Below are 22,555 nucleotides of genomic sequence, written 5' to 3' on the forward strand. Positions count from 1 at the left end.
AATTTGTATGATTTTTATATCATGCAAACAAAAATCGAGCCGATTATTGTAACGCAAAAAGGCTGATGACCCAAGAGCCATCAGCCAATTTTTGGAGCCGATTATAAAAAAACCGGCTCCCTTAAGAAATTACTTAAGAGTAACTGTAGCACCAGCTTCTTCAAGTTTCTTCTTAAGCTCTTCGCCTTCTTCTTTAGAAACGCCTTCTTTAAGAACTGCAGGAGCGCCTTCAACCATGTCTTTAGCTTCTTTCAAGCCAAGGCCAGTCGCTTCACGAACTGCTTTAATTACAGCAACTTTGTTCGCGCCGAAAGAAGTCAATTCAACATTGAATTCAGTTTGTTCTTCAGCAGCAGCAGCAGCAGGACCAGCAGCAACAGCTACGGCAGCAGCAGATACATTGAATTTCTCTTCGAAAGCAGAGATAAGTTCAACAAGTTCAAGAACAGTTTTTTCAGCAACTGCGTTTAGGATTTCTTCGTTTGTTAAAGCCATGAGATTAACTCCAAATGGGTATTGAATGATGTGTGTTTAAGTTTGAGCTTAAGCAGCTTCTGACTCGTTTTTCTCTTGAAGCGCTGTAAGTAAGCGGCCCAATTTCGAAATAGGAGCTTGAAGAACGTTTGCAAGCATAGTAAGCGCTTTCTCTTGGTTCGGAAGATTCGCGATTACGCTAACTTCTGCACCTTGATAAAGTTTGCCATCAAATGCAGCAGCTTTAAGTTCAAATGCTTTATTAGTTTTAGCGAATTCTTCGAACAAACGTGCAGCAGCACCCATGTCATCTTCAGAATTCGAGAAAGCTAAGATTGTTGGGCCAACAAGGTTGTCGTTCAAGATATTGAATTGAGTATCTTGAAGAGCACGTTTAGCCAAAGTGTTACGCACGATACGTGTAGTAACACCAAGTTTACGCGCTTCAACACGTAGAGTAGTTAACTGCTCTACAGTCAAACCTTGGTAGTCAGCAACAACAGCAGCAAATGCAGTAGAAGCAACTTCAGCTACTTCAGCTACGATCTGTTTTTTGCCTTCGATAAGAAGAGCCATTGTAAAACCTCCTAACGGTGATTTATGTACTTACGCGAAGTACACTCCCAATTCGCAAGACCATCACTGGACTCACACGCGGAGGATGAACAAATCACACCACCGCGTCTACGCAGGCTGGGCTATTAAGAGAGAAGCATAAAACTCCCCTCGCCCGCGGTCTTTGACGCTGATAAATTTTCATTTATCAATTCAAAGTTTGCCTAAGTTTGCAAAATACGACGGAGCGTTTCTTGCGTAAAATTTGAAGCACTGCTTCAAATTTTACTCAGGGCTTTAAAATTCTGTAATAAGTCGAGACTTATTTAGAAACGTTTGCTACATCAACGATCAAACCAGGGCCCATAGTTGAGCTCAAAGTGATCTTTTGAATGTATACGCCTTTAGACGTAGCAGGTTTCAAACGCTTCAAGTCAGCAACAAGCGCTTCAACGTTTTGACGAACAGCAGCAGCTTCAAAACCCACCTGACCGATCGCAGCATGGATAATACCAGCTTTGTCTACGCGGTAACGTGCTTGACCAGCTTTTGCATTTTTAACTGCAGTAGCAACGTCAGGAGTTACAGTACCCACTTTAGGGTTTGGCATTAAGCCACGTGGACCAAGGATCGTACCAAGTTTACCTACAACGCGCATTGCATCTGGAGCAGCAATTACTACGTCAAAGTCAAGGTTACCCGCTTGGATGCTTTCAGCAAGATCGTCGAAACCAACAACGTCTGCGCCTTCAGCTTTAGCAGCTTCAGCAGCAGCGCCTTGAGCGAATACAGCTACACGTACAGTTTTACCAGTACCTGCAGGAAGTGTAGTCGCGCCACGAACAACTTGGTCAGATTTACGAGGATCAACACCTAGGTTTACCGCGATATCTAGAGATTCTTTGAATTTAGGAGCTGGAAGGCTCTCTAAAACTGCAACAGCTTCTTCTAGCGTGTAAACTTTGTGTGCTTCTACAGCAGCTACAATCGCTTTTTGACGTTTAGTTAATTTAGCCATGTCTTAAAGCTCCACTTCCAAGCCCATAGAACGCGCAGAACCAGCAATGGTACGTACACGTGCGTCTAAATCAGCACCAGTCAAATCTGGTTCTTTAGTAGTCGCAATTTCTTCGATTTGAGCACGAGTCAACTTACCAACTTTAGTTTTATTAGGTACAGCTGAACCCTTCTGGATACCAGCAGCTTTCTTAAGAAGAACAGCAGCAGGTGGAGTTTTCATGATGAATGTGAACGACTTGTCGTTGTACACAGTGATCACGACTGGAATTGGCAGACCAGCTTCAACTTTTTGTGTAGCAGCATTGAATTCTTTACAGAATGCCATGATGTTCACACCACGTTGACCTAGTGCAGGACCAATCGGTGGAGATGGATTCGCTTTACCAGCTGGAACTTGCAGCTTGATATAGCCGTCAATCTTCTTAGCCATTTCAAATTACCTCTGGGTGCAAACGCCGGTGAAGGCTCCCCAATGATTTCAAGTAACGATACCGTTACAACAACAATGCCTGACTTATAAATAAGTCAGGCGTTTTCAACCCATACAAATTAGACTGATTTTTCGACTTGACGAAATTCCAATTCAACTTGAGTTGGTCGGTTAAATACATTAATGGTCAGCGTTAAACGCGACTTTTCGTACTGAACTTCTTCCACCACACCTTTAAAGTCAGTGAATGGACCGTCAACCACGAGTAATTCTTCGCCTGGTTCAAACATCGTCTTAGGACGAGGCGCTTCACCAGTATTGCGTACACGCGCAAGAATCGCATCTGCTTCTTTTTGCGTAATCGGTGCCGGTTTTTCAGCCGTACCACCAATAAAACCTAAAACTTTTGGACATTCTTTAACAATGTGCCAAGTATCATCGTTCATTTCCATTTCGACTAGGACATAGCCAGGAAAGAACTTACGCTCTGATTTACGCTTCTTACCATCCTTCATCTCTACCACTTCTTCGGTAGGAACAAGGACTTCACCAAAGCTATCGGCAACAGCGCTACGCTGGATTCGATCATTAAGCGAACGCATCACTTGTTTTTCATAACCTGAATAGGCATGAATAATGTACCAACGTTTCATAGCTCTCTTACCCGATAATAAACTTCATTAACCAGCCTAAAATATAGTCAAAACACCACAATAAAACGGATGCAATTACGACTACAACAAGAACTTGCCAAGATGTGGACATCGTCTCTTGTTTGGTAGGCCAGGTCACTCGACGTAACTCGATTCGTGCATCTTTCAGCAGACGAATAAAGCCTTTGCCTTGATGGGTGGCGTATAATAAACCGAATGCTGCAACGATACAAGCCAAAATCACCCCAACGCGCACCCAAACATCATTCGCAGGTGCCCAGTACGCTGGTAAATATTGGTTTACCATCATTGCACCAACCAATAAAATCAAGACGATAACCCATAGAACCATGTCTAATGGAGAACCAGAACTTACATCTACTGCAGGATTATTTCTTTGAGGAATTGCCGCTTCGCCTAATGCGTCGCGTGATTTTTCATTCGACATTTTTGTACTCGTCGTAGGTTTCGCGACTTATTATATGACCAATTTTGCCGACATCAAGCGTCTTTTTAAAAACTTGGCAGGTCAGGAGGGACTCGAACCCCCAACATTCGGTTTTGGAGACCGACGCTCTACCAATTGAACTACTGACCTGCAAAACAACAAGTTGGAGCCTAAACTCCAACCTGCTTGTCTTATTCTATGATTATGCAGTTACTTTAGCAACTACACCAGCACCAACTGTACGACCACCTTCACGGATCGCAAAACGTAGACCTGGGTCCATTGCGATCGGGTGAATTAGCTCTACTGACATCTCAACGTTGTCACCAGGCATAACCATTTCCACGCCTTCTTTAAGCGCGATCGCACCAGTTACGTCCGTAGTACGGAAGTAGAACTGTGGACGGTAACCGTTAAGGAATGGAGTGTGACGACCACCTTCTTCTTTAGAAAGTACGTATACTTCCGCATCGAATTTAGTGTGTGGCTTGATCGCACCTGGTTTAGTCAATACTTGACCACGTTGTACGTCTTCACGCTTAGTACCACGAAGAAGAACACCACAGTTCTCGCCCGCACGACCTTCGTCAAGAAGTTTACGGAACATTTCTACGCCAGTTACTGTAGTAGTTTGAGTATCACGGATACCAACGATTTCTACAGACTCACCTACTTTAACGATACCAGTCTCTACACGGCCAGTTACTACTGTACCACGACCAGAGATTGAGAATACGTCTTCAATTGGCATAAGGAATGGAAGATCGATCGCACGCTCTGGCTCTGGAATGTAAGAGTCAAGTGCTTCAACAAGCGCAACTACCGCTGGCTCGCCGTATTGGCTGTCATCACCGTTAAGCGCAAGAAGAGCAGAACCACGGATTACTGGAGTGTCATCACCCGGGAAGTCGTAAGTAGAAAGAAGTTCACGAACTTCCATTTCAACTAGTTCAAGAAGTTCTTCGTCATCTACAAGGTCGCATTTGTTCAAGAATACAACGATGTAAGGTACACCTACCTGACGAGAAAGCAGGATGTGTTCACGAGTCTGTGGCATAGGACCATCAGTCGCAGCACATACAAGGATCGCGCCGTCCATCTGAGCAGCACCAGTAATCATGTTTTTAACATAATCGGCGTGGCCCGGGCAGTCTACGTGAGCGTAGTGACGAGTTGGAGAATCGTATTCTACGTGTGAAGTATTAATTGTAATACCACGTGCTTTTTCTTCTGGTGCAGAGTCGATTGCAGCGTAGTCTTTCGCTTCGCCACCGAATTTCTTCGCACATACAGTTGCAATTGCAGCTGTTAAAGTTGTTTTACCATGGTCAACGTGACCAATTGTGCCCACGTTAACGTGTGGCTTATTACGTTCAAACTTAGCCTTAGCCATGTTAATCTTCCTCGTTTACGTCGAACACAATTCTGAGTAAAACCCAGCTCCGACATATCGTTTAAAAAAACCGAACACCAAATACTTGAAAAGCAGACTAAATAGCCTGCTTTTGGAATTTCTTTGCAACAAAGTTGCTAAACTGTAATCTGGAGCTCTTATCGAGATTTGAACTCGAGACCTCTCCCTTACCAAGGGAGTGCTCTACCACTGAGCTATAAGAGCAAATATTAGTACTTCAATGGAGCGGGAGACGAGGGTCGAACTCGCGACATGTAGCTTGGAAGGCTACCGCTCTACCAACTGAGCTACTCCCGCACGATGTTGGTACAAACCACTTATTGAAGTCTTAAAATTGGTGGTGAGGGAAGGATTCGAACCTTCGAAACTTTCGTAGCGGAGTTACAGTCCGCCCCCTTTGACCGCTCGGGAACCTCACCATTTTTTACACTTACATCAGTGCTGTTCTTTACTTCACACTACCAAACCTCTAAGATGGTGCCGGCACACGGATTCGAACTGTGGACCTACTGATTACAAGTCAGTTGCTCTACCAACTGAGCTATGCCGGCGTTTCTTAGTGTTTCGTACGTTTCGTATCGGAACGGTGTGCAGTTTAGCAAAACTCAGAATCCTTGCAAGTGTTTTTTTCAAAAAAAACGTCAAAAACTCATAAAATCAAACCATTTGATGATAATTCAACCGCTTTGATCACTGCGCGAGCTTTTATTTGGGTTTCATTCCACTCAGATTCAGGATTTGAGTCGGCAACCAGTCCTGCTCCGGCCTGCACATAGACCTTATTTTCGCGAATGACACAGGTACGAATCGCAATCGACATGTCCATCTCGCCATGCCAGCCTAAATAACCAACAGCACCACCAAAAATTCCACGTTTTACCGGCTCAACTTCGTCAATAATTTCCATGGCACGGATTTTTGGCGCACCTGAAAGTGTACCAGCAGGGAAAGTTGCTTTAAAAACATCCAGAGCATCGACATCATCACGCACTTCACCCTGCACATTGGAGACAATATGCATCACATGCGAATAACGTTCGATCACCATTTGATCAGTCACCTGCACTTTGCCAATTTTTGCGATACGCCCTACATCATTACGTCCCAAGTCAATCAGCATGACATGTTCGGCAATTTCTTTTTCATCGGATAATAGGTCTTCCTCAAGCGCCAGATCCTCTTCTTTGGTTTTACCGCGTGGGCGTGTTCCCGCAAGCGGTCGTACGGTAGCAATACCATTTTCCAGACGGGACAGAATTTCAGGAGAAGAGCCGACAATATGGAATGGCGTGTTATTTTCCAAGGTCTGCCCTTGCACCAAGAACAGATATGGAGATGGATTAAGGTGACGTAAGGCACGATAGACCTGTAACGGATCACCGTCGAAGTCAGACACCATCCGGTGCCCGGGTACGACCTGCATTACATCGCCGGCACGAATGTATTCTTTGACCTTTTCGACCGACGCAATGAAGTTGTCATGTCCGGTGAGAGACTCAAAATGTGGCGGCGTATGTTTTTCAGCTTTAAGACTGATTGGCGTGGCCAGAATATTTTCTAATTCATTTAATTGTTCATGGGCTTTTTCATAAGAACCCGGAGCAGTGGCATCGGCATGTACAATCAAGAACAAGGTATCTTTTAAATTATCAAAGACGATGACGGTTTTAGACAGCATCATCCAGATATCTGGCAAGCCAACCGGATCCGCTTCAGGCACATTTTTTAATTTCGGTTCGATATAACGCACAGCGTCATAACCAAAGTAACCGACCAGTCCGCCCGTAAAACTCGGCAAGTCCGGCAATTCTGCCTGGGTTGGCACCCTAAATTGCGCCTGAAAGTCGCGAATATATTGAAATGGGTCCGCACAGTGCTGCTTTTCAATCGAAGCATCTGCGTGCTGTACCGTCAGCTCGCCTGCATTGCAGGAAAATACCGTGGATTCACCTAGTCCAATAATCGAATAGCGTGCCCAGTTCTCACCACCTTCTACAGACTCGAATAAATAAGCCTGCTGATGCTGTTTAAGCCGAGCAAAAATAGAAAGTGGTGTATCAGTATCCGCCAGACGCTGACGGTAAACAGGAATGAGGTTATAGCCTTGCGCAGCAAGTTGCTGGAATTGTGCTTGAGTGGTCATGCGGTTTTTCTCTTTAAATTAGGGTTACTCAGTATGTAAATAAAATTGAACTGAGCGACGCCATCGAAAAACCTTACAACTATTCATTTTCTTTCCTTAGTACGCATATTAGGCAAGTAATTCTCTAAGATCATCCACAATCTGCTGTGGCTGACAATCTGCAATATTTTCACCATGATTATAGCCATAGCTGACTACAACACAATCAATCCCGGCGCGGCGTGCGGCTTCAACATCATTGGAAGAGTCTCCAATCAACAAGACCTGTTCTTTGCTCACCTTATAATGTTCGACACAGTGCAGCAACTGGCGCGGATGTGGTTTACGCTCAGTAAAACGGTCGCCACCAATGGTATCGGCAAAATAATGAGCCATATCCAAGGTATCTAAAATACTGCGGGCAGGAAGTTCAGGCTTATTGGTCACACAAATCAGGGTTTTACCTTGAGCTTTGGCCCAGTCCAGAAATTTCAGGATTCCCGGAAAAGGAACGGTATCAACACAGGGATCGACATTATAAATATCCAGAAAAGTGTTTAAGAGCTCTTGATGCTGTACCGGTGTGACTTCACCGACCAGATGCTGGAGTACACTTTCACAGAATATCGACGTGCCCTTACCTACCCAGGTCCGTACCTGCTCTTCAGTCACCAGAGGCAATTGCAGCACATTCAAGCTCATATTCATGGCGCGATACAGATCATGTGCTGAATCCACCAAGGTACCATCCAGATCAAACAAGATCAGTTCACGCTTTTCTAATTGTGCAATAGACATCCCGACCCTCTTTTATAATGTGCGCAGCCACAAAAAAGGCATGCGCTATGCATGCCTTGATTGTAACCAATCATCAGCTTATTTGAACAACAACCAAGCCATAATTGCCAAAATAATCAGCACAATCACTGAAATCAAACCTACAGATACATTTTTCTGGGTTTCTTTTTCCTGTTCTACACGTGATACAGGCTGCTCAACCGGAATTGGGGTAGGCTCTGGTTTTACCGCATTAATGTCCACGCCTTCCGGAATAGGTGCCGGTTTTGGAATACCGACATTGGTTGGCATGCCATCACGGGTTAATTGTACCGTAGCATCACGATGTTTCAGTTCCGGCATTCCCTGATCATTCATTTGCTGTGCAGGTGTAGGCTCAGCGACTTCGACCTGTTCCACGACTTTTTCTGCCGTTGCTTCAATTTCTGCTGGAACCTCTACTGCAGCCGCAGGCGCCATTACTGAAAATTTCAAGCTGGCAAACTGAACAATGTCATCCTGCTTTAATAAGGTTTCTTGCGCAATCTGTACATCATTGACGAAAGTGCCATTCGATGAACCCAAATCCTGCACCCAGAGCGCATCATCTTTCAGTAAAAATGCCGCATGTTTACGGGAGATTTCCGCAGCCTGTAACACGATATCCGTAGCCTGATGACGCCCCACCAGCATGTCACGGTCAATGCTAATTTCCTGTCCTGTTAAGTCGCCTGTAATCGCGTGTATTTTCCAAGTCATGAAAGTTACTTCTCTGTTCTCTTTGACATTATCATAACATGCTGTCTGCAAATGCGAATGACCTAGCTTTTGGGTCTAAGTGTGGTTGTTGTAACGGTATTTTTACTTTTTTCTACTTGTTGGACGGGTTGTGCCACTTGTCGCTGAATCACTGGTTCTATTGCTACCGGCGTAACGACTACATTGGCTGGTTGCGCCTGAACGGGTGCGGTCGGCACAGTTTGATAGGTCGAGTTTTGCAATGGCGTTCTGGATACCGGAATGCGCTGTTGATATACATCTTCAACACTTTCTGGCAGCTTGGCAAAGTTCCCGTCTGAATCGAGTGCGAGTTGCAGACTATATAGCTGACTATAGCGTTGCTGGGTCAGTTTACGCACTGCATTTTTATCCCCCACAATAGTTGGATGGATAAAGATCAGCAAGTTACGCTTCTGATTGGACTTACCTTCAGAACGAAATAAACGCCCCAAGCCTGGAATCGCACCCAGGCCCGGCACCGCTTGGCGTCCATAACTGGTGTTATCCGAAATCAGACCACCAAGGACAATAGTTTGTCCATGTTCGGCCAGAATTGAGGTTTTGATCGCTCGCTTGCTGGTGACCAGATCCTGCGCCTGCCCTTTACTGGCTTTGACATCAGAAACTTCCTGTTCGACTTCCAAGCGTACCGTACCATCTTCGCCAATATGTGGAACCACCTTTAAAGTGACCCCGACATCCTTACGTTCAATGGTGGTATAGGGATTAGCAACTCCAGCAGCGCCTGTAGACACCGAACCGGTGACAAAGGGTACGTTTTCACCCACCACAATATAAGCTTCTTCATTGTCCATGGTCACAATCGACGGCGTAGACAACAGATTAGATTTGGTGGTTTCTTTGAGTGCCTGAATCATCGCACCATACAGACGACGGGAACCATCACTGCCTTCACGATAATCACCGAGTACCAGTGAACTGCCCGCGCCCACGGCACTTGCAGCACCTGCACCACCACCGGTGAGATAACCGGCCGCAATATTTTTCAGACTAGTCCCAAAATTATCGAAGTTCACCAGCCCAATCCCACTGCTAATATCGCCCAAGGCCCATTGCACACCGAGTTGATCCGCATCGGTTCCTTCCACTTCAATAATCGCGGCTTCGATAAGCACCTGTTGACGACGGATATCCAGCTGGTCAATTGCCGATTCAATTTCCCGCATCAGCTGTGGATCTGCTTTCACCACCAAAGAGTTTTGCGTGGTATCGGCAATAATACTGACGCCATTGCCATTAAAACTGGTAATTCCGCCCTGCTCATTATTCATGCCGGTATTCAGCTGAATACCTGAAGAGGTGTTGCTACTTGAACCGGTAGTCGTATTGTTGTTATTTAAATTGCTACCAGAACTGAGTGACGACGAGTTCGAGGATGTACTATTCGAATTTGAATTACTGTTCACCGCCTGTCCGGTCACCAGCCCTTGCAAGATTTCCGCAAGATTTTTGGCGCTGGCATATTTCAGACGAAAAACTTTTAAACCACCCAGACGATCCGCAGCCGGTACATCCAAGGTTTCGATTACTTGACGCACCCGTTTGCGCGTTGTGGGATCACCTTTGATGATGATCCGGTTAGTACGGGTATCTGCAATCACCCGCACCCGTGAACCGCGGACATCTTTAGCACCACCGGTGGCAGTCATGGATTCAATCAGTCCAATCATTTCTTCGGCCTGACTGGATTGTAAACTGACCGCTTCAATATCATTTTGACCGGTGCCATCCAGATTACGAATAATGGTTTCCAACTGGTAAATATTGCTGGCGCGATCCGACACAATTAAGGCATTAGTGCCCGGTACTGCCGCCAGATGTGCAAACTGCGGCATCAAGGGACGCAATGCAGGAATCAGGTCATTCGGATTGGTATTTTCCAGCCACAACACCCGGGTCACAATCTGGTCACCACTGGCACGGCTTCTGGCATCATAGGGAATGCCTGAGCTTTTGACATTGCTGTCCGGAACCAGCTTGATGGTATTACCCGATGGAATCGCCACCACACCATTCACATTCAGCACGCCTAAAAACAGGTCATAGACTTCATTTTTATTCAGGGCTTTATTGGAGATGACCGTCACGTTGCCACGTACCCGCGGATCGACTGCAAAGTTTTTGCCGGTAATATCGGCCACTTCATTAATGAATGCAGTTAAGTCAGCATCTCGAAGGTTGATTTTCCAGGTTTGTGCATAACTTGCCGTACTGACCATAGCCATTAACGGTGCGGCCACACAAAATGCCCATGCTGATCGATTATTATTAAATAAAGCCATAAACTTTCGTGTTTCCTAACCCTATGTGTGATGACACATCACTTCAAATCTTGTTGTATGGTCATCACCTGATCACCACGTTTTATTTCGAGTTTGACCTGACCTTCACGTCGGGCCTGTTCCAGTAATTGTGCTTCGGTCTGCCCCTGGCTTAGCGTCTGGCCATTTAAAGACAAAATCCGGTCGCCCGGTCTTAAACCCAAGCGATTACGCAATGCAGCCGGTGTGCGTGAAGTTACTTCATAACTACCATCTGCTGCACTCACCCCCATATTCTGTAAATACTGGTCCTTGTTTTCCTGCATCTGCTGGATGGCCCGACCAATTTCATTCTGTGGCGAAGGCTGCTCAGGCATACCACTGTTAGAAGGCATAGCAGGCATTGAACTTGAAGATGCTGATGTTTCCGGCACAATCGGTTGATTCAAGCCATTTTCCAGACCTTTAAATAAGACTTCCTGAGTAGCACCTGTGGATCGACGCAGAATAACCCGATCCCAATACACCTCAGCCAACTCAAAACCGCTATTGGCCAGCATTTCCCCGACACGGTAACGATCGACCTGATCATTAATTTTCAGTACCGCAGAAGAGTTATAACTTGGACTGGCAACCACCACCCCTTGTAAAATGATATTGGTAGTTTCAATAGCACCCACAGACTGCCCAACTTCCTGAAACAGTGAAAATGCACCGATATTCGGAATTTGTGCCTGTTGCGAACCCAGTTCTACCCGATCCAGCTGCATGGCTTGGGGTGGAGCTATCAGCAACCAGAACAAAGCCGCCAGCTTCCAGCATAGATACAGAATGAGCAGTAACAAAACCACAGGTGCAGCACGATCGATCTGTTTCAGTTCAATATTTTTTAAATCATTCAGAGAAACTGCCATCAGTTCAAGCCTCCCATTAAGGGTTGGCGGGTACTGATCACATAGGTATCTAATCCGGCTTTACCTTCATAAGAAGGTGCATTCATTAAAAAGCGCTGGGTGAGCTGGATATCCAGCATCAGACTCGGATCAAGCTTGATATTCAGCATACGTTGATCGCGACTATCCCGAACATCAACTAACAGCTGTCCGCTTTCATCTGCGAGTTTTCCAGTCATGGCAGGTACATTCATGCGTTCCTGACGCTGAGCAAAGGTATAAATCAGCTCACCACCCGCCCATTGCATTTGCCCAGCCACCTGACTGAAGCCCTGTTCTTTTTTATATTTAAAATCCAGATCTTTAAACTGAATCGCAGTACTCGGCCATTGCCAGTCTGCAACTTTTTTTAAGGTTTCAGGCGCGACCTGCCCTTCAAGATTTTTGACCATCAAAGATTTATTCAAACCATAAGCCATGATCCCGGAAAGCTGGGTATTGCCACTATGCAAATCAACATTTGCCCCAACCCGCAGCAACAGCAAATCCAGCGGCCGTACTTTCCAGTTCAGACTGCCCCGAAGATTGCCTTTTTTCCAGTCCGCACTTCCCTGCCAGATATTTCCGTTTACATTATGCAAAGTCTGGTTATTTTTATAAAATTTTGAAATTAACCAGGCCGCTGGCACTTGTAATACGACAAAAATAAAAAATGCAACAAGAGCAAGGATCAACCATCTTAAAGTTTTCGGTTTACTGCTCATCCCCACCACGACCAATCGCTCAAGTCCAAATCCCCATTTATAATTTTCCCCTTATACTTACACATTATGCACACTTTTCTGCCAACGCCAATTCATAGATATAAAAAAACCAAGCAGGTATGCTTGGTTTAATCATCTTAGACTGTCTGTATGACAGCCTAATGACCAGATCAAATGGCAGCTTAAATCAGGAAATCATCCAGCTTTGCGCCTTTTTCCAATTCTGCCACTAACCAGCGCGGTTGTTTACCACGGCCAGTCCAGGTATCGTCTGGATTGCTTTTGCTACGGTAACGCGGCTCAACCGACTTACGTGATGATTTCTTACGCTTAGACGCACCAAATTCAAGTAACTGTTCAACTGTCATACCCACTTTCTCGGCAACTGCCAAGATTTGCTGATAAGCGCCTTCAATTTCTTGATCTTTTTTTGAAGCAATCAGTGACTCTGCTTCTGCTTGTAAACGTTTTAACTCTTCTACTGATAAATGCGTAATATCTGGCATAATGCTCTCCGAAAAATAATATTATTCGTTTTGTTAAATAATAGCCCCATCATATTTATATTAAATAAAACATTCAATATAAAACCTTAAAGCAATAACAATAAAGTTTAAAAAAAATTACAAAATAAAATGCTTCATTCATTTTTAAATTTCATGTTGAACGCTTAATTCAAGTGCTTTGATTTTTTCTCGAATATGTTCCGGAATTTCTGTTTTCTGCATGGTCTTTTTATCGACACAGACAATCACTGCTTCTGAAGTAGCCACAATACTTTGCTGTTTTTCACTCCATAATAGATATTGCATTCTAACTGCACTATTTCGAATTTCTTCAATACGTGCTGCCACTTTTAAATGATCAGGAAAAACCACAGGTTTTAAATAACGGCACTGATTTGAAGACACTACCGTAAATACCGGTTCATTATGTATATCTAATATCCCTAGATAAGCCAGACGCGCACTTTCGACATAACGGTAATACATGGCATTATTGACATGTCCAAAGGCATCCATATCACCCCATGCGACTGTTTGTTCATAAATAACTGGATATTGTTTTAATTCTGACATTATTATTCTCAAGTCTTAATTTCTATAAAGTTTACATTCGATTCAAATACTGCATTTAACTGCTGTAGCAAGTCCTCCCGATCTTGTAAGGCAGCTTTAATTCTTAAATAACTCATACGAATATCATCCGGATACAAGTCAAGTAGTTGCTGGGCTTGATCTGTATAGCCTGTGGCTTGCAACACATGCCATTTCGCAAAGCTTAAAACCGGTAATGCCGGATACTTGGTTTCCCAGTGCGAAATCTGTTGTGCAATCGCATCATAATCCGGGTTTTGACGCAATAACTGTTGTTGGAACCACAAATAAAATACATCCTGATTAAATTGCTGTTCCATTAAATGAATCGCAAGCACTTCATGCTCGGCACTCATTTCTGGCATTCTAAATAATAATTTCAACCATAATAATTTGACCGAATAGTCACGATCAAATATTTGCGGTTTTAAATCTAAATAACGTTGCTGTAAATAAAATAAATCGTCCTGTGTGGCTTGGTCATAGGCTAATAATAATTGTTCAAGCCATGTTTTTTTTACTTCTTGGTCTAAATGCCCATATTGGGTCGAACGTAAATATAACCAAGGAAACTGCATGGCAAATACCCCCCATAAGGCGACAAGGCGCTGCTCATAGGCTGTTTTAACCTGTATTAACCAAGGTGATAATTCATGCTGATTTAAAAACTCTAAATGGGTAAGTGCTTGTTCACCTTGCTGTTGTGATAAATAAATTTCAATCCGCTGTAATTCTGCCAATTCAAATGCCATGGGATTGGACTGATTTAAAGCAGTTAATGCATGGGTATATTGCTGTTGCCCCCAAGATAAACGTGCATCAATAATATGTTTAAGTAAACCCGACTTAGTAAAAGACTGCTGAATAAAATCCCGCTGATCCTGCGCAGCGTTTAATAACCAGATCACGGCCAATTGTTCATAAGGGTGCAAGCGGGAAAAACTAAAGACTGTTTCAGTTTTACGCTTTTCACGACTGCGATACTGCTTGATAGCATACCAGATGCAATGCATCAGAAAACTTACACTGACCAAGGATGCGGCCAAAAACCAGAGGGTGGTTTGTAACTGCCACTCGCGCCAATACAGATAGACATAGCCAGCCCCATGTCCATAACTCAAGATACTCAGCCCCGCAATGCCAAGTAAGCAGACAAATAAATAGGCCAGCAGAATCTGTTTCATAAGCAATTAGCCCACTAGGGTGCGTGTGTTTAATAATGGAATCGGAGTAATCGGGGTAGCCTTGATTTGATTCAATTGCTGAATCCATTTTTGGCTCTGCGCATCCGGCAATTGTCCCAAAACTTCAATCACGGCATTCAGTGCTTGCTGAAAAGCGACAGATTGGTCTTTTTGCAAGGTATTTTGTGCGATGAGCAAGCGCAACTGGGCCTCTTTCAGTACCAGATGCCGTTGCATCAAGACTGTGCTTGGCTGATCTGCGGATTCAACCTGAATCCAGCGCTGCCAGAAAGAGCGTTGAGTTTCTGGACGCTGACGATGTGGTGTCTGAATTTCTTTTTCAATTTCAGCATCCATCTGCACCAAGAGTTCTTTTACTTTATTTTGCTGCACTAATCGGCTGTTCACGAATTTTTTCAGCATGTCCTGATCTTTTGCAATCACTTGCTGCAAACTGCTGACCAAGGCAGGCGCTAAAATATAATCATCCAGCTCATTAGATAACTGATTTAATTTCTCAATCGCAGTGGCGTATTGTTGCTGTTGTAGTGCAAATTCGATCAGATCCAGATGTTGCTGCACCAAGACAATATCATTTTGCGTTGCATCAGTTGCCGCTTCATTTACTGACGCTTTCGCTGAAGTAGCTCCAGCACTTTCCTGCTGAGCAGAAATCTGGCGTTTTAAAGCCACAAACTGATCATTGAGATTGGCATTTTGCTGCTGTAACTGATTAATGCTTTGATTAAATTCAGTCTGTGCTGTATTCAGAACATGAAGGTCGTAGCTGAGCTTGACCAGCCATGACAAACTTAAGATGAACAATACAATGAATAGTTTCTTCATGCGTTCCCTAATATCAGCCCCATTTTCTGCAAGATCGTATTTGCGTCTAAATCATCGATTTTTACGAATTGAAAACTTGCCTGATGCTGCTGTTGATATTCCCCAAGAATATTGGCCAAACGTGGCCCCAAAACCAAATAACAGGCTTGCTGTATAAACTCCGCATTCCTCTGCAAGAGTATCAGCCAGTTTAACCAACTTGCCTCACTGGTGATTAGCACTGCAAAACGCTGCTGTGTCTTAAGCAGCGCCAAATTCTCTGCCAAAATCGTTGCCGTCGTTTTAGGACATTGCCGCCGGTACAAAATAAAGTTTAAAACTTTAATATTGCTGGCACGTAAATGATCCATCATAAATTGACGACCACCTTCTCCGCGCCAGAAAGCCACACCTGAACCAGAAGCCAGTTGCTTCAACACAGGCAATTGCAGCATGCCTTCCGAAGTTTCGACCTCAGGCACATGACTATGAATGCCATAGCTCGCCAGTGCCTGTTCAGTGGCTTTTCCCACTGACACCCAATGCACCTGCGCCAAGGCCGAGAGCTTAATACCCGCCTGTTGTAAATATTGCATGCCAATCTGAGCGGCCGTCGGACTGACCACCACAATAATCTGTGCCTGCTCCAGCTGCTGATACAAAATCGACAGCTCATCGGAATAAGGCATGGCATGCAGTTCGAGCAAGGGCAATTCCAGAACAGACACCTGTGCTGCCTGTAACTGTTGAGTCAAACCTGCAGCACGATCACTGGGGCGAGTATTAATCAATAACATCAGTGTGAATAGAGTGCTTTCAGCAACTCGCCAGCACCTTGATCAAGCAGGTCTTTTGCCAGCTCTACACCCAATTGCTCCGCAGCTGCCATTTTGCCAGTATGCTGTGCCCGGAGCAAAACTGTTCCATCGACACTGCCCACACGACCTTCGATTGAAATCACACCCTCTTTGAGCGTGGCATAACCAGCAATCGGCACCTGACATCCGCCTTCTAGATAGGCATTAAAGGCACGTTCGGCACGTACACACGCATCTGTATCCGCATGCAGGAGTGGCTGAATCAAGTCCAGCACCGTCTGATCATGAGTACGGCATTCCAGTCCCAATGCCCCTTGACCCACGGCCGGCAGACTGACTTCAGGCGTCAGAGTATGACGAATACGTTCTGCCAGACCCAAGCGTTTTAAACCGGCACTGGCCAGAATAATCGCATCATACTGGCCTGCATCCAGTTTAGATAAACGTGTGCCGACATTACCGCGTAAATCGATAATGTCCAGATCTGGACGCTGTTTTAAAATCTGGGTTTTACGGCGCAAGCTTGAGGTTCCGACTTTGGCGCCTTGTGGCAATTCTTCAAAACTAGTGTAGGTATTCGACACAAAGGCATCTAAGGGATCTTCACGTTCACAGATCACTGCCAGACTCAGACCTTCGGGCAAGGCCATCGGGACATCTTTCATGGAATGCACAGCCAGATCTGCACGACCATCCAGTAAAGCGGCTTCTAATTCTTTTACAAACAGTCCTTTTCCACCAATTTTAGCCAGTGGTGTATCTAGAATTTTATCGCCCTGTGTAACAAAAGTGACTAACTCGACCTGCAAACCAGCGTGCAAATCTTGTAGGCGCGCGCGGATGTGTTCCGCTTGCCAAAGCGCAAGTGGACTTTGTCGAGTTGCAATTTTTAGGGTCTTCATAAATTTCAATAACAGTAAATGAGAACAATAGTCTAAACTTAACCTGCTCACTTGAAAATGCAAGTGAATTTATACAAGTTTCAACTCAATGCTCTCATTCATCCCCTGCTAAAGCTTTTGAATCCGATCTCGTAAAAACGGTAAATGTCGCCGACTAACCGCCAAACGATCGTCCAGCTCACGACAACGCACCTGATACTGACCAGAACTCACCACTTCCAGACCATCCAGATAATGCACCGAGATCAAGGCATTACGATGAATCCGGATAAACTGGTTCCCAAACTCCTGCTCTAACTCCTTTAAGGTTTCATCAATCAATACACTGCCGTTTTTATGACGCACAGTGACATATTTCTGATCCGCCAGAAAATAATAGATATTTTCAACTGGCACCAATTCGACACCACGATAGGTTTTTGCCGCGATCTGCTGGCGGCTGATATTGATTTCGTCCATATTTTCTTTTTGTTTTAGTTGGCTCATTTGAGCTTGGGTAAGTTTAGTTAAGTGCTCTAAAACCTGTGCCAATTCCTGTTGCATCACCGGTTTAAGCAAGTAGCCTTCGGCATTTGATTTAAATGCATCCAGCGCATGTTGGTCATAGGCCGTACAAAAGACAATGGCCGGCATTGGATCCAGTTGACGCAAATGTTGCGCACAAGCCAGTCCATTCATTTCAGGCATTTGAATATCTAATAGGATGACATCGGGTTCGTATTGGTGAGCCAGATCAATCGCTTGACGGCCATGGCTTGCTGTCGCCACCACATCATGCCCCAGTTGAGAGACCAAACGTGATAAACGCTCGACGGCCAAAGGCTCATCATCACAAATCAGGATGTCCATTTCTCCTCCTTACCCAGTTAACATCATCAGATGAATGATAAAGCTAACTGCGATTTCTTTGATTTATTTTTATTTATATTGATATCGCACCACCGTCGTAAACATCCCTTCGCCGGCAAAGGTTTGAAAAGTCACACTGGGTCCATAATAAGCTTGCAGACGCTGTCTAACATTTTCTATTGCAATACCATGTCCCTTTTTTAAAATTTTATTATCCTGTGCATAAGGGTTGGTTATGATGATATTAATTTGATTTTGCAATATTTCAACCAATATGCTTATGGTACTCTTTGTGAGAATTTTTTCAACTCCATGGAAAATACTATTTTCTAACAAGGGTTGTAAAGTTAATAATGGAATTTGAACTTGTGAGTATAAGTCTTTGTTTTCTAACTTCCATTCCACCTGCAAACGCTCACCTAGACGGATCTGCTCAATCTCCAGATAGCGCTGGCACAGATCAATTTCCTCCTGCAGGTTGACCAGTTTTAATTCCTGAAAACTGGCACGAAATAACCGTGACAAATTCAACAGCATGTGCTCGGCTTTATCCGGATCGATACTGATCAGGCTGATCACACTATTCATGCTGTTAAACAGGAAATGCGGCTGAATCCGTGCCTGCATGGCCTGAATTCTAGCATTCAGCTCGCTATGCTGCTGCTGCTCCCATTGTTCACGCAAGTAAAGATAACGAAAACAGAAGGTTCCCAGTAAAATTCCCAGACTTAAATGGAGTCCAACCTGATCCAGCGCAATCGCCAGGTTTAAATCCTGAAAATTAAAATTCTGTCCAAAATATATCAAGATATTCAGGTTCACCGTAGTGAGCAGTACAATTGCCTGTAACAGCAGAAATCCAGAAATCAAAGCCAGTTTGATTCCCATACGTTGAAAGGCTTGATGGAACAGCTCGACCAGTGCTGCAAAACATAACAGTACCCAGTTGATATACAGGATATATTGCTGCAGGTGCATTCCATTCAAAGCCTGCCAGGATTGCGCTTCTGCAAGCGCCAGAATCATGGCCAGAATATTGCCGCCAGCAAACAGTTCCAGCAAATAGCGTAGATTGCCGATCTGGCTAAAAAAATAGGAATTTTGCGTCTGTTCGTTTATCGATGTAAAAGATTGAGCAGATGTGACTTCGGCAATGGGCTTTGAATTTGTTATACTCTTTTTCGTTCTACTGCTTTTAATCTGATTGAGCCGACATGACCACATCTTCTAATTCCTCTAATCCATCACACGCCCATACTTCGGGTATGTGGGGCGGTCGTTTCTCTGAAGCGACTGATGCTTTTGTTGCTGAATTTACAGCATCTGTTCAATTTGACCAACGTTTTTATAAACAAGATATTGCAGGCTCGATTGCCCATGCAACCATGCTGGCAAAAGTGGGCGTACTGACCACGCAAGAACGCGATGACATTATTGAAGGTCTGACAGCGACTCAAGCCGATATTGAAGCAGGCAACTTTGAATGGCGCATTGATTTAGAAGATGTCCACATGAACATTGAGTCACGCCTGACTCAACGTATCGGCATTACTGGCAAGAAACTGCATACCGGTCGTAGCCGTAATGACCAGGTGGCTACAGATATCCGTCTTTATGTACGCGATGAAATCGATAGCATCCTGGAATTACTGAAAAAATTACAAAAAGGTATTTTAAGCTTAGCGGCTAAAAACACCGACACCATCATGCCAGGCTTCACCCACTTGCAAACCGCTCAGCCAGTGACTTTTGGTCATCATCTAATGGCTTGGTTTGAAATGCTGGTACGCGATTCAGAACGTCTGATTGATTGCCGTAAGCGTGTCAACCGTATGCCGCTTGGTTCTGCTGCACTTGCAGGTACTACTTATCCAATCGACCGTGCTTATACTGCTGAACTGCTAGGTTTTGAAGCTGTTGCTGAAAACTCGCTGGATGCAGTATCGGATCGTGACTTTGCGATTGAATTTAATGCCGCTGCATCTTTAATTATGATGCATTTATCACGTATGTCTGAAGAACTGATTCTATGGACATCTGCACAGTTCAAATTCGTGAATATTCCAGATCGCTTCTGTACTGGCTCTTCAATCATGCCGCAGAAGAAAAATCCGGATGTGCCTGAACTGGTACGTGGTAAAACCGGCCGTGTCTATGGCGATTTGATGAGCCTGCTGACTTTAATGAAAGGCCAGCCTCTAGCCTATAACAAAGACAATCAGGAAGATAAAGAGCCATTATTTGATGCGATCGATACAGTTCGTGGTTCACTCATGGCATTTGCTGACATGATTCCTGCACTGGTTCCAAACATTGCTGAAATGCGCGAAGCAGCGCTGCGTGGTTTCTCAACTGCGACTGACCTAGCTGATTACCTGGTGAAAAACGGCGTTGCATTCCGTGATGCGCACGAGATTGTAGGTAAAGCGGTTGCACTCGGTGTACAAGAATCTAAAGACCTGTCTGAATTGACACTCGAACAACTGCAACAGTTCTCTGACCTGATTCAAGAAGACGTATTTGAAAAAGCCCTAACTCTTGAAGCTTCGGTGAATGCCCGTAATCACATTGGTGGCACCGCGCCTGCTCAAGTGAAAGCAGCCATTGAGCGTGCACATGCGCGTTTGGAACAACTTTACGCATAATTTTGGAGTATGGATATGTCTCGACAAGTTTTTTGCCGTAAGTATCAGGCGGACATGGAAGGTTTAGACTTTGCTCCATTCCCGGGGCCAAAGGGTCAGGAATTGTTTGACACCGTGTCTAAACAGGCTTGGCAAGAATGGCTAAAACACCAGACTACGCTAATTAATGAAAAGCGTTTGAACGTGTTTGAAGCAGATGCGAAAAAGTTTCTTGAAGAACAGCGTGAAAAGTTCTTTAACAATGATGCATCCCTAGAAAAAGCCGAAGGGCTGAAGCCTGAGTAAAAAAGAAAGCACTGCTTTTCTTTTTTACGTAAGACAAGGACGAAGTCCGCGTAGACTTTAATCTAAAAGAATCTCCAACTTTGGAGATTCTTTTTTATGTGTTGTTCTAAACATTACTCAAGACCAGCTAAGCACGTAGTTTTGAATGTAAAGAGCTCCCCATACAGAAGCTTTTCACATTAAAGCCCTGCTTTTCTTTTGTTACACGAGACAAAGATGAAGTCCGCGTAGGCATAAATCTATCCCCTATCTCAGGGGTTTTTTTGACTAAATCTAGCAAATCTTACTAACCAATATTTAGGGCACAAAAAACAGATTTTCACTTATCCTATTTCGTCTATCGAGTCAGTCACTATCCTGCTGAAAAACATTTAGATTTGTATCAAAATAATGGATTGTAAAAGCAATATACAGAGTATTCACAAAACACAACATTCTGCTACAAGAAGCCACATGATTAAAAAAAACTGTCTCTCTATAATGAGCCCTAAGAAGATGAGATATCTTTGAATAACTATAATAATAAGCAACAAATACCCCGATTTCATCCCAGTTCTTCCCCCAAAGACTGGGTATTTTTTTGCCTGCAATTTGCCGATTGGCTTGATAATTTAAGCGCATAAAAAAAGCCCCCTTTCAAGGAGCTTCTCTTTTCATTTCGATTAAGGCTGTTTCAGATATGGCCAAGCCGCTTTCAGATAAATGAACATCGACCATAAAGTGAGTACCACTGCGGTGTATAGCAAGGCATACGCCAGCATTTCTAGCGGTGGCCAGTTCAGCAGGAATACGGTGATAGCGATCATCTGAAAAGCGGTTTTGTATTTACCCACTGTTGAAACCGCAACATTGGTCCGCGCACCGAGTTCTGCCATCCATTCACGCAGGGCTGAAACGGTAATTTCACGCGAAATAATTACAATCGCAGCAAAAGCCATCGACATGGAAGGCTGCCATTGCACCAATACAATCAGTGCAGCTGCGACCATCAATTTATCTGCAACCGGATCGAGAAACCGCCCAAAAGCGGAAGTCTGGTTTAATGTACGTGCCAGATAGCCATCAAACCAGTCCGTTACCGCAGCCACCACAAAGATCGTGGTTAAAATGATATGCCGCGTCATATCGGGGTTATGAGCATCAAAGCCCATTGCAGGCGGCCAGTAAGCCACCAATAAAAATACCGGAATAAGAGCGATACGCGCCAAGGTCAAGATATTTGGAATATTCAGGATACGACCTGTAGTCATAGACACCGCCAATTGTTCCCCTCATGTACGATGAAAATGCACACTTTTTTAGAGGTTTGATCCATCATTAATAGGCTTCACTTTATAC

Annotated in this window: 24 protein-coding genes and 5 tRNA genes; 2 read left to right on the forward strand and 27 right to left on the reverse strand. The window is 44.3% G+C overall.

Features of this window, described 5'->3' with window-relative positions; genetic code table 11:
* Nucleotides 1-129 precede the first annotated feature (129 nt).
* From rplL to MTX11_RS08585, 26 genes are all read right to left on the reverse strand, one after another.
* Nucleotides 130-495 carry a 50S ribosomal protein L7/L12 gene (gene rplL / locus MTX11_RS08460; protein ID WP_004278611.1) on the reverse strand — a complete coding sequence of 122 codons (366 nt, stop codon included), beginning with the start codon at nucleotides 493-495 and terminating at the stop codon, nucleotides 130-132.
* A gap of 48 nt (nucleotides 496-543) precedes the next feature.
* Nucleotides 544-1,050 carry a 50S ribosomal protein L10 gene (rplJ, locus tag MTX11_RS08465; RefSeq protein WP_004278612.1) on the reverse strand — a complete coding sequence of 169 codons (507 nt, stop codon included), beginning with the start codon at nucleotides 1,048-1,050 and terminating at the stop codon, nucleotides 544-546.
* A gap of 301 nt (nucleotides 1,051-1,351) precedes the next feature.
* On the reverse strand, nucleotides 1,352-2,047 hold the full coding sequence (rplA, locus tag MTX11_RS08470) for a 50S ribosomal protein L1 (RefSeq protein ID WP_004278613.1): 696 nt from the start codon (nucleotides 2,045-2,047) through the stop codon (nucleotides 1,352-1,354).
* A 3-nt stretch (nucleotides 2,048-2,050) separates the two neighbouring features.
* Nucleotides 2,051-2,479, reverse strand: coding sequence for a 50S ribosomal protein L11 (gene rplK / locus MTX11_RS08475; protein ID WP_004278614.1), 429 nt, complete (start codon nucleotides 2,477-2,479; stop codon nucleotides 2,051-2,053).
* A 119-nt stretch (nucleotides 2,480-2,598) separates the two neighbouring features.
* Complete coding sequence (gene nusG / locus MTX11_RS08480; RefSeq protein ID WP_004278615.1) at nucleotides 2,599-3,132, reverse strand: transcription termination/antitermination protein NusG; 534 nt, start codon at nucleotides 3,130-3,132, stop codon at nucleotides 2,599-2,601.
* A gap of 7 nt (nucleotides 3,133-3,139) precedes the next feature.
* Nucleotides 3,140-3,580, reverse strand: coding sequence for a preprotein translocase subunit SecE (gene secE / locus MTX11_RS08485; RefSeq protein WP_243474883.1), 441 nt, complete (start codon nucleotides 3,578-3,580; stop codon nucleotides 3,140-3,142).
* A 74-nt stretch (nucleotides 3,581-3,654) separates the two neighbouring features.
* A tRNA-Trp gene (locus tag MTX11_RS08490) sits at nucleotides 3,655-3,730 on the reverse strand.
* Nucleotides 3,731-3,782: 52 nt separating this feature from the next.
* Nucleotides 3,783-4,973 carry an elongation factor Tu gene (tuf, locus tag MTX11_RS08495; protein ID WP_004646112.1) on the reverse strand — a complete coding sequence of 397 codons (1,191 nt, stop codon included), beginning with the start codon at nucleotides 4,971-4,973 and terminating at the stop codon, nucleotides 3,783-3,785.
* Nucleotides 4,974-5,123: 150 nt separating this feature from the next.
* Nucleotides 5,124-5,198 (reverse strand) — tRNA-Thr (locus MTX11_RS08500).
* Nucleotides 5,199-5,215: 17 nt separating this feature from the next.
* Nucleotides 5,216-5,291, reverse strand: a tRNA-Gly gene (locus MTX11_RS08505).
* Nucleotides 5,292-5,329: 38 nt separating this feature from the next.
* Nucleotides 5,330-5,413, reverse strand: a tRNA-Tyr gene (locus MTX11_RS08510).
* 56 nt (nucleotides 5,414-5,469) lie between these two features.
* Nucleotides 5,470-5,545 (reverse strand) — tRNA-Thr (locus MTX11_RS08515).
* 98 nt (nucleotides 5,546-5,643) lie between these two features.
* A complete protein-coding gene (gene trpE / locus MTX11_RS08520; protein WP_044113054.1) occupies nucleotides 5,644-7,137 on the reverse strand; it encodes an anthranilate synthase component I in 1,494 nt (497 codons plus the stop codon).
* Between the two features lie 108 nt (nucleotides 7,138-7,245).
* On the reverse strand, nucleotides 7,246-7,914 hold the full coding sequence (gph, locus tag MTX11_RS08525) for a phosphoglycolate phosphatase (RefSeq protein ID WP_243474884.1): 669 nt from the start codon (nucleotides 7,912-7,914) through the stop codon (nucleotides 7,246-7,248).
* Nucleotides 7,915-7,992: 78 nt separating this feature from the next.
* Entirely contained in the window at nucleotides 7,993-8,652 is a 660-nt protein-coding gene (locus tag MTX11_RS08530) for an FHA domain-containing protein (RefSeq protein WP_243474885.1), read from the reverse strand.
* A gap of 62 nt (nucleotides 8,653-8,714) precedes the next feature.
* Nucleotides 8,715-10,976, reverse strand: coding sequence for a type II secretion system secretin GspD (gspD, locus tag MTX11_RS08535; RefSeq protein ID WP_044113057.1), 2,262 nt, complete (start codon nucleotides 10,974-10,976; stop codon nucleotides 8,715-8,717).
* A 38-nt stretch (nucleotides 10,977-11,014) separates the two neighbouring features.
* Nucleotides 11,015-11,869: a type II secretion system protein N gene (locus tag MTX11_RS08540; RefSeq protein WP_044113058.1), complete on the reverse strand. Its 855-nt coding sequence runs from the start codon at nucleotides 11,867-11,869 to the stop codon at nucleotides 11,015-11,017.
* On the reverse strand, nucleotides 11,869-12,612 hold the full coding sequence (gene gspN / locus MTX11_RS08545) for a type II secretion system protein N (RefSeq protein WP_044113060.1): 744 nt from the start codon (nucleotides 12,610-12,612) through the stop codon (nucleotides 11,869-11,871). Before gspN ends, MTX11_RS08540 begins: the two co-directional genes overlap by 1 nt.
* 182 nt (nucleotides 12,613-12,794) lie before the next feature.
* Nucleotides 12,795-13,121: an H-NS histone family protein gene (locus MTX11_RS08550; RefSeq protein WP_044113061.1), complete on the reverse strand. Its 327-nt coding sequence runs from the start codon at nucleotides 13,119-13,121 to the stop codon at nucleotides 12,795-12,797.
* A gap of 141 nt (nucleotides 13,122-13,262) precedes the next feature.
* Nucleotides 13,263-13,691 (reverse strand): acyl-CoA thioesterase, encoded by a 429-nt coding sequence (locus tag MTX11_RS08555; protein ID WP_004278628.1) that lies wholly within the window; start codon nucleotides 13,689-13,691, stop codon nucleotides 13,263-13,265.
* Nucleotides 13,692-13,699: 8 nt separating this feature from the next.
* Complete coding sequence (locus MTX11_RS08560; protein WP_044113062.1) at nucleotides 13,700-14,893, reverse strand: membrane protein; 1,194 nt, start codon at nucleotides 14,891-14,893, stop codon at nucleotides 13,700-13,702.
* A gap of 6 nt (nucleotides 14,894-14,899) precedes the next feature.
* Nucleotides 14,900-15,739, reverse strand: a complete 840-nt coding sequence (locus tag MTX11_RS08565; protein WP_044113063.1) for a hypothetical protein — start codon at nucleotides 15,737-15,739, stop codon at nucleotides 14,900-14,902.
* Entirely contained in the window at nucleotides 15,736-16,515 is a 780-nt protein-coding gene (locus tag MTX11_RS08570; protein WP_044113064.1) for a uroporphyrinogen-III synthase, read from the reverse strand. Before MTX11_RS08570 ends, MTX11_RS08565 begins: the two co-directional genes overlap by 4 nt.
* Nucleotides 16,515-17,438, reverse strand: a complete 924-nt coding sequence (hemC, locus tag MTX11_RS08575; RefSeq protein WP_044113065.1) for a hydroxymethylbilane synthase — start codon at nucleotides 17,436-17,438, stop codon at nucleotides 16,515-16,517. The genes MTX11_RS08570 and hemC overlap by 1 nt, the downstream gene beginning before the upstream one ends.
* Nucleotides 17,439-17,546: 108 nt before the next feature.
* The gene (locus MTX11_RS08580) at nucleotides 17,547-18,287 is read right to left on the reverse strand and encodes a LytR/AlgR family response regulator transcription factor (RefSeq protein ID WP_004278633.1); all 741 of its coding nucleotides are present in this window, start codon (nucleotides 18,285-18,287) and stop codon (nucleotides 17,547-17,549) included.
* 69 nt (nucleotides 18,288-18,356) lie between these two features.
* Nucleotides 18,357-19,511: a sensor histidine kinase gene (locus tag MTX11_RS08585; RefSeq protein ID WP_243474886.1), complete on the reverse strand. Its 1,155-nt coding sequence runs from the start codon at nucleotides 19,509-19,511 to the stop codon at nucleotides 18,357-18,359.
* Between MTX11_RS08585 and argH the strand changes: the two genes are divergently transcribed.
* Entirely contained in the window at nucleotides 19,502-20,932 is a 1,431-nt protein-coding gene (gene argH, locus MTX11_RS08590) for an argininosuccinate lyase (protein WP_243474887.1), read from the forward strand. The two genes, MTX11_RS08585 and argH, sit on opposite strands and share 10 nt — an antisense overlap.
* A gap of 15 nt (nucleotides 20,933-20,947) precedes the next feature.
* Nucleotides 20,948-21,217, forward strand: a complete 270-nt coding sequence (locus MTX11_RS08595) for an oxidative damage protection protein (RefSeq protein ID WP_004278636.1) — start codon at nucleotides 20,948-20,950, stop codon at nucleotides 21,215-21,217.
* 662 nt (nucleotides 21,218-21,879) lie between these two features.
* Here the strand turns inward: MTX11_RS08595 and pgsA are convergent.
* Nucleotides 21,880-22,467 (reverse strand): CDP-diacylglycerol--glycerol-3-phosphate 3-phosphatidyltransferase, encoded by a 588-nt coding sequence (pgsA, locus tag MTX11_RS08600; RefSeq protein WP_016806864.1) that lies wholly within the window; start codon nucleotides 22,465-22,467, stop codon nucleotides 21,880-21,882.
* Nucleotides 22,468-22,555 lie beyond the last annotated feature (88 nt).

The organism is Acinetobacter lwoffii (genome assembly GCF_022809915.1).
Classification (GTDB): domain Bacteria; phylum Pseudomonadota; class Gammaproteobacteria; order Pseudomonadales; family Moraxellaceae; genus Acinetobacter; species Acinetobacter lwoffii_M.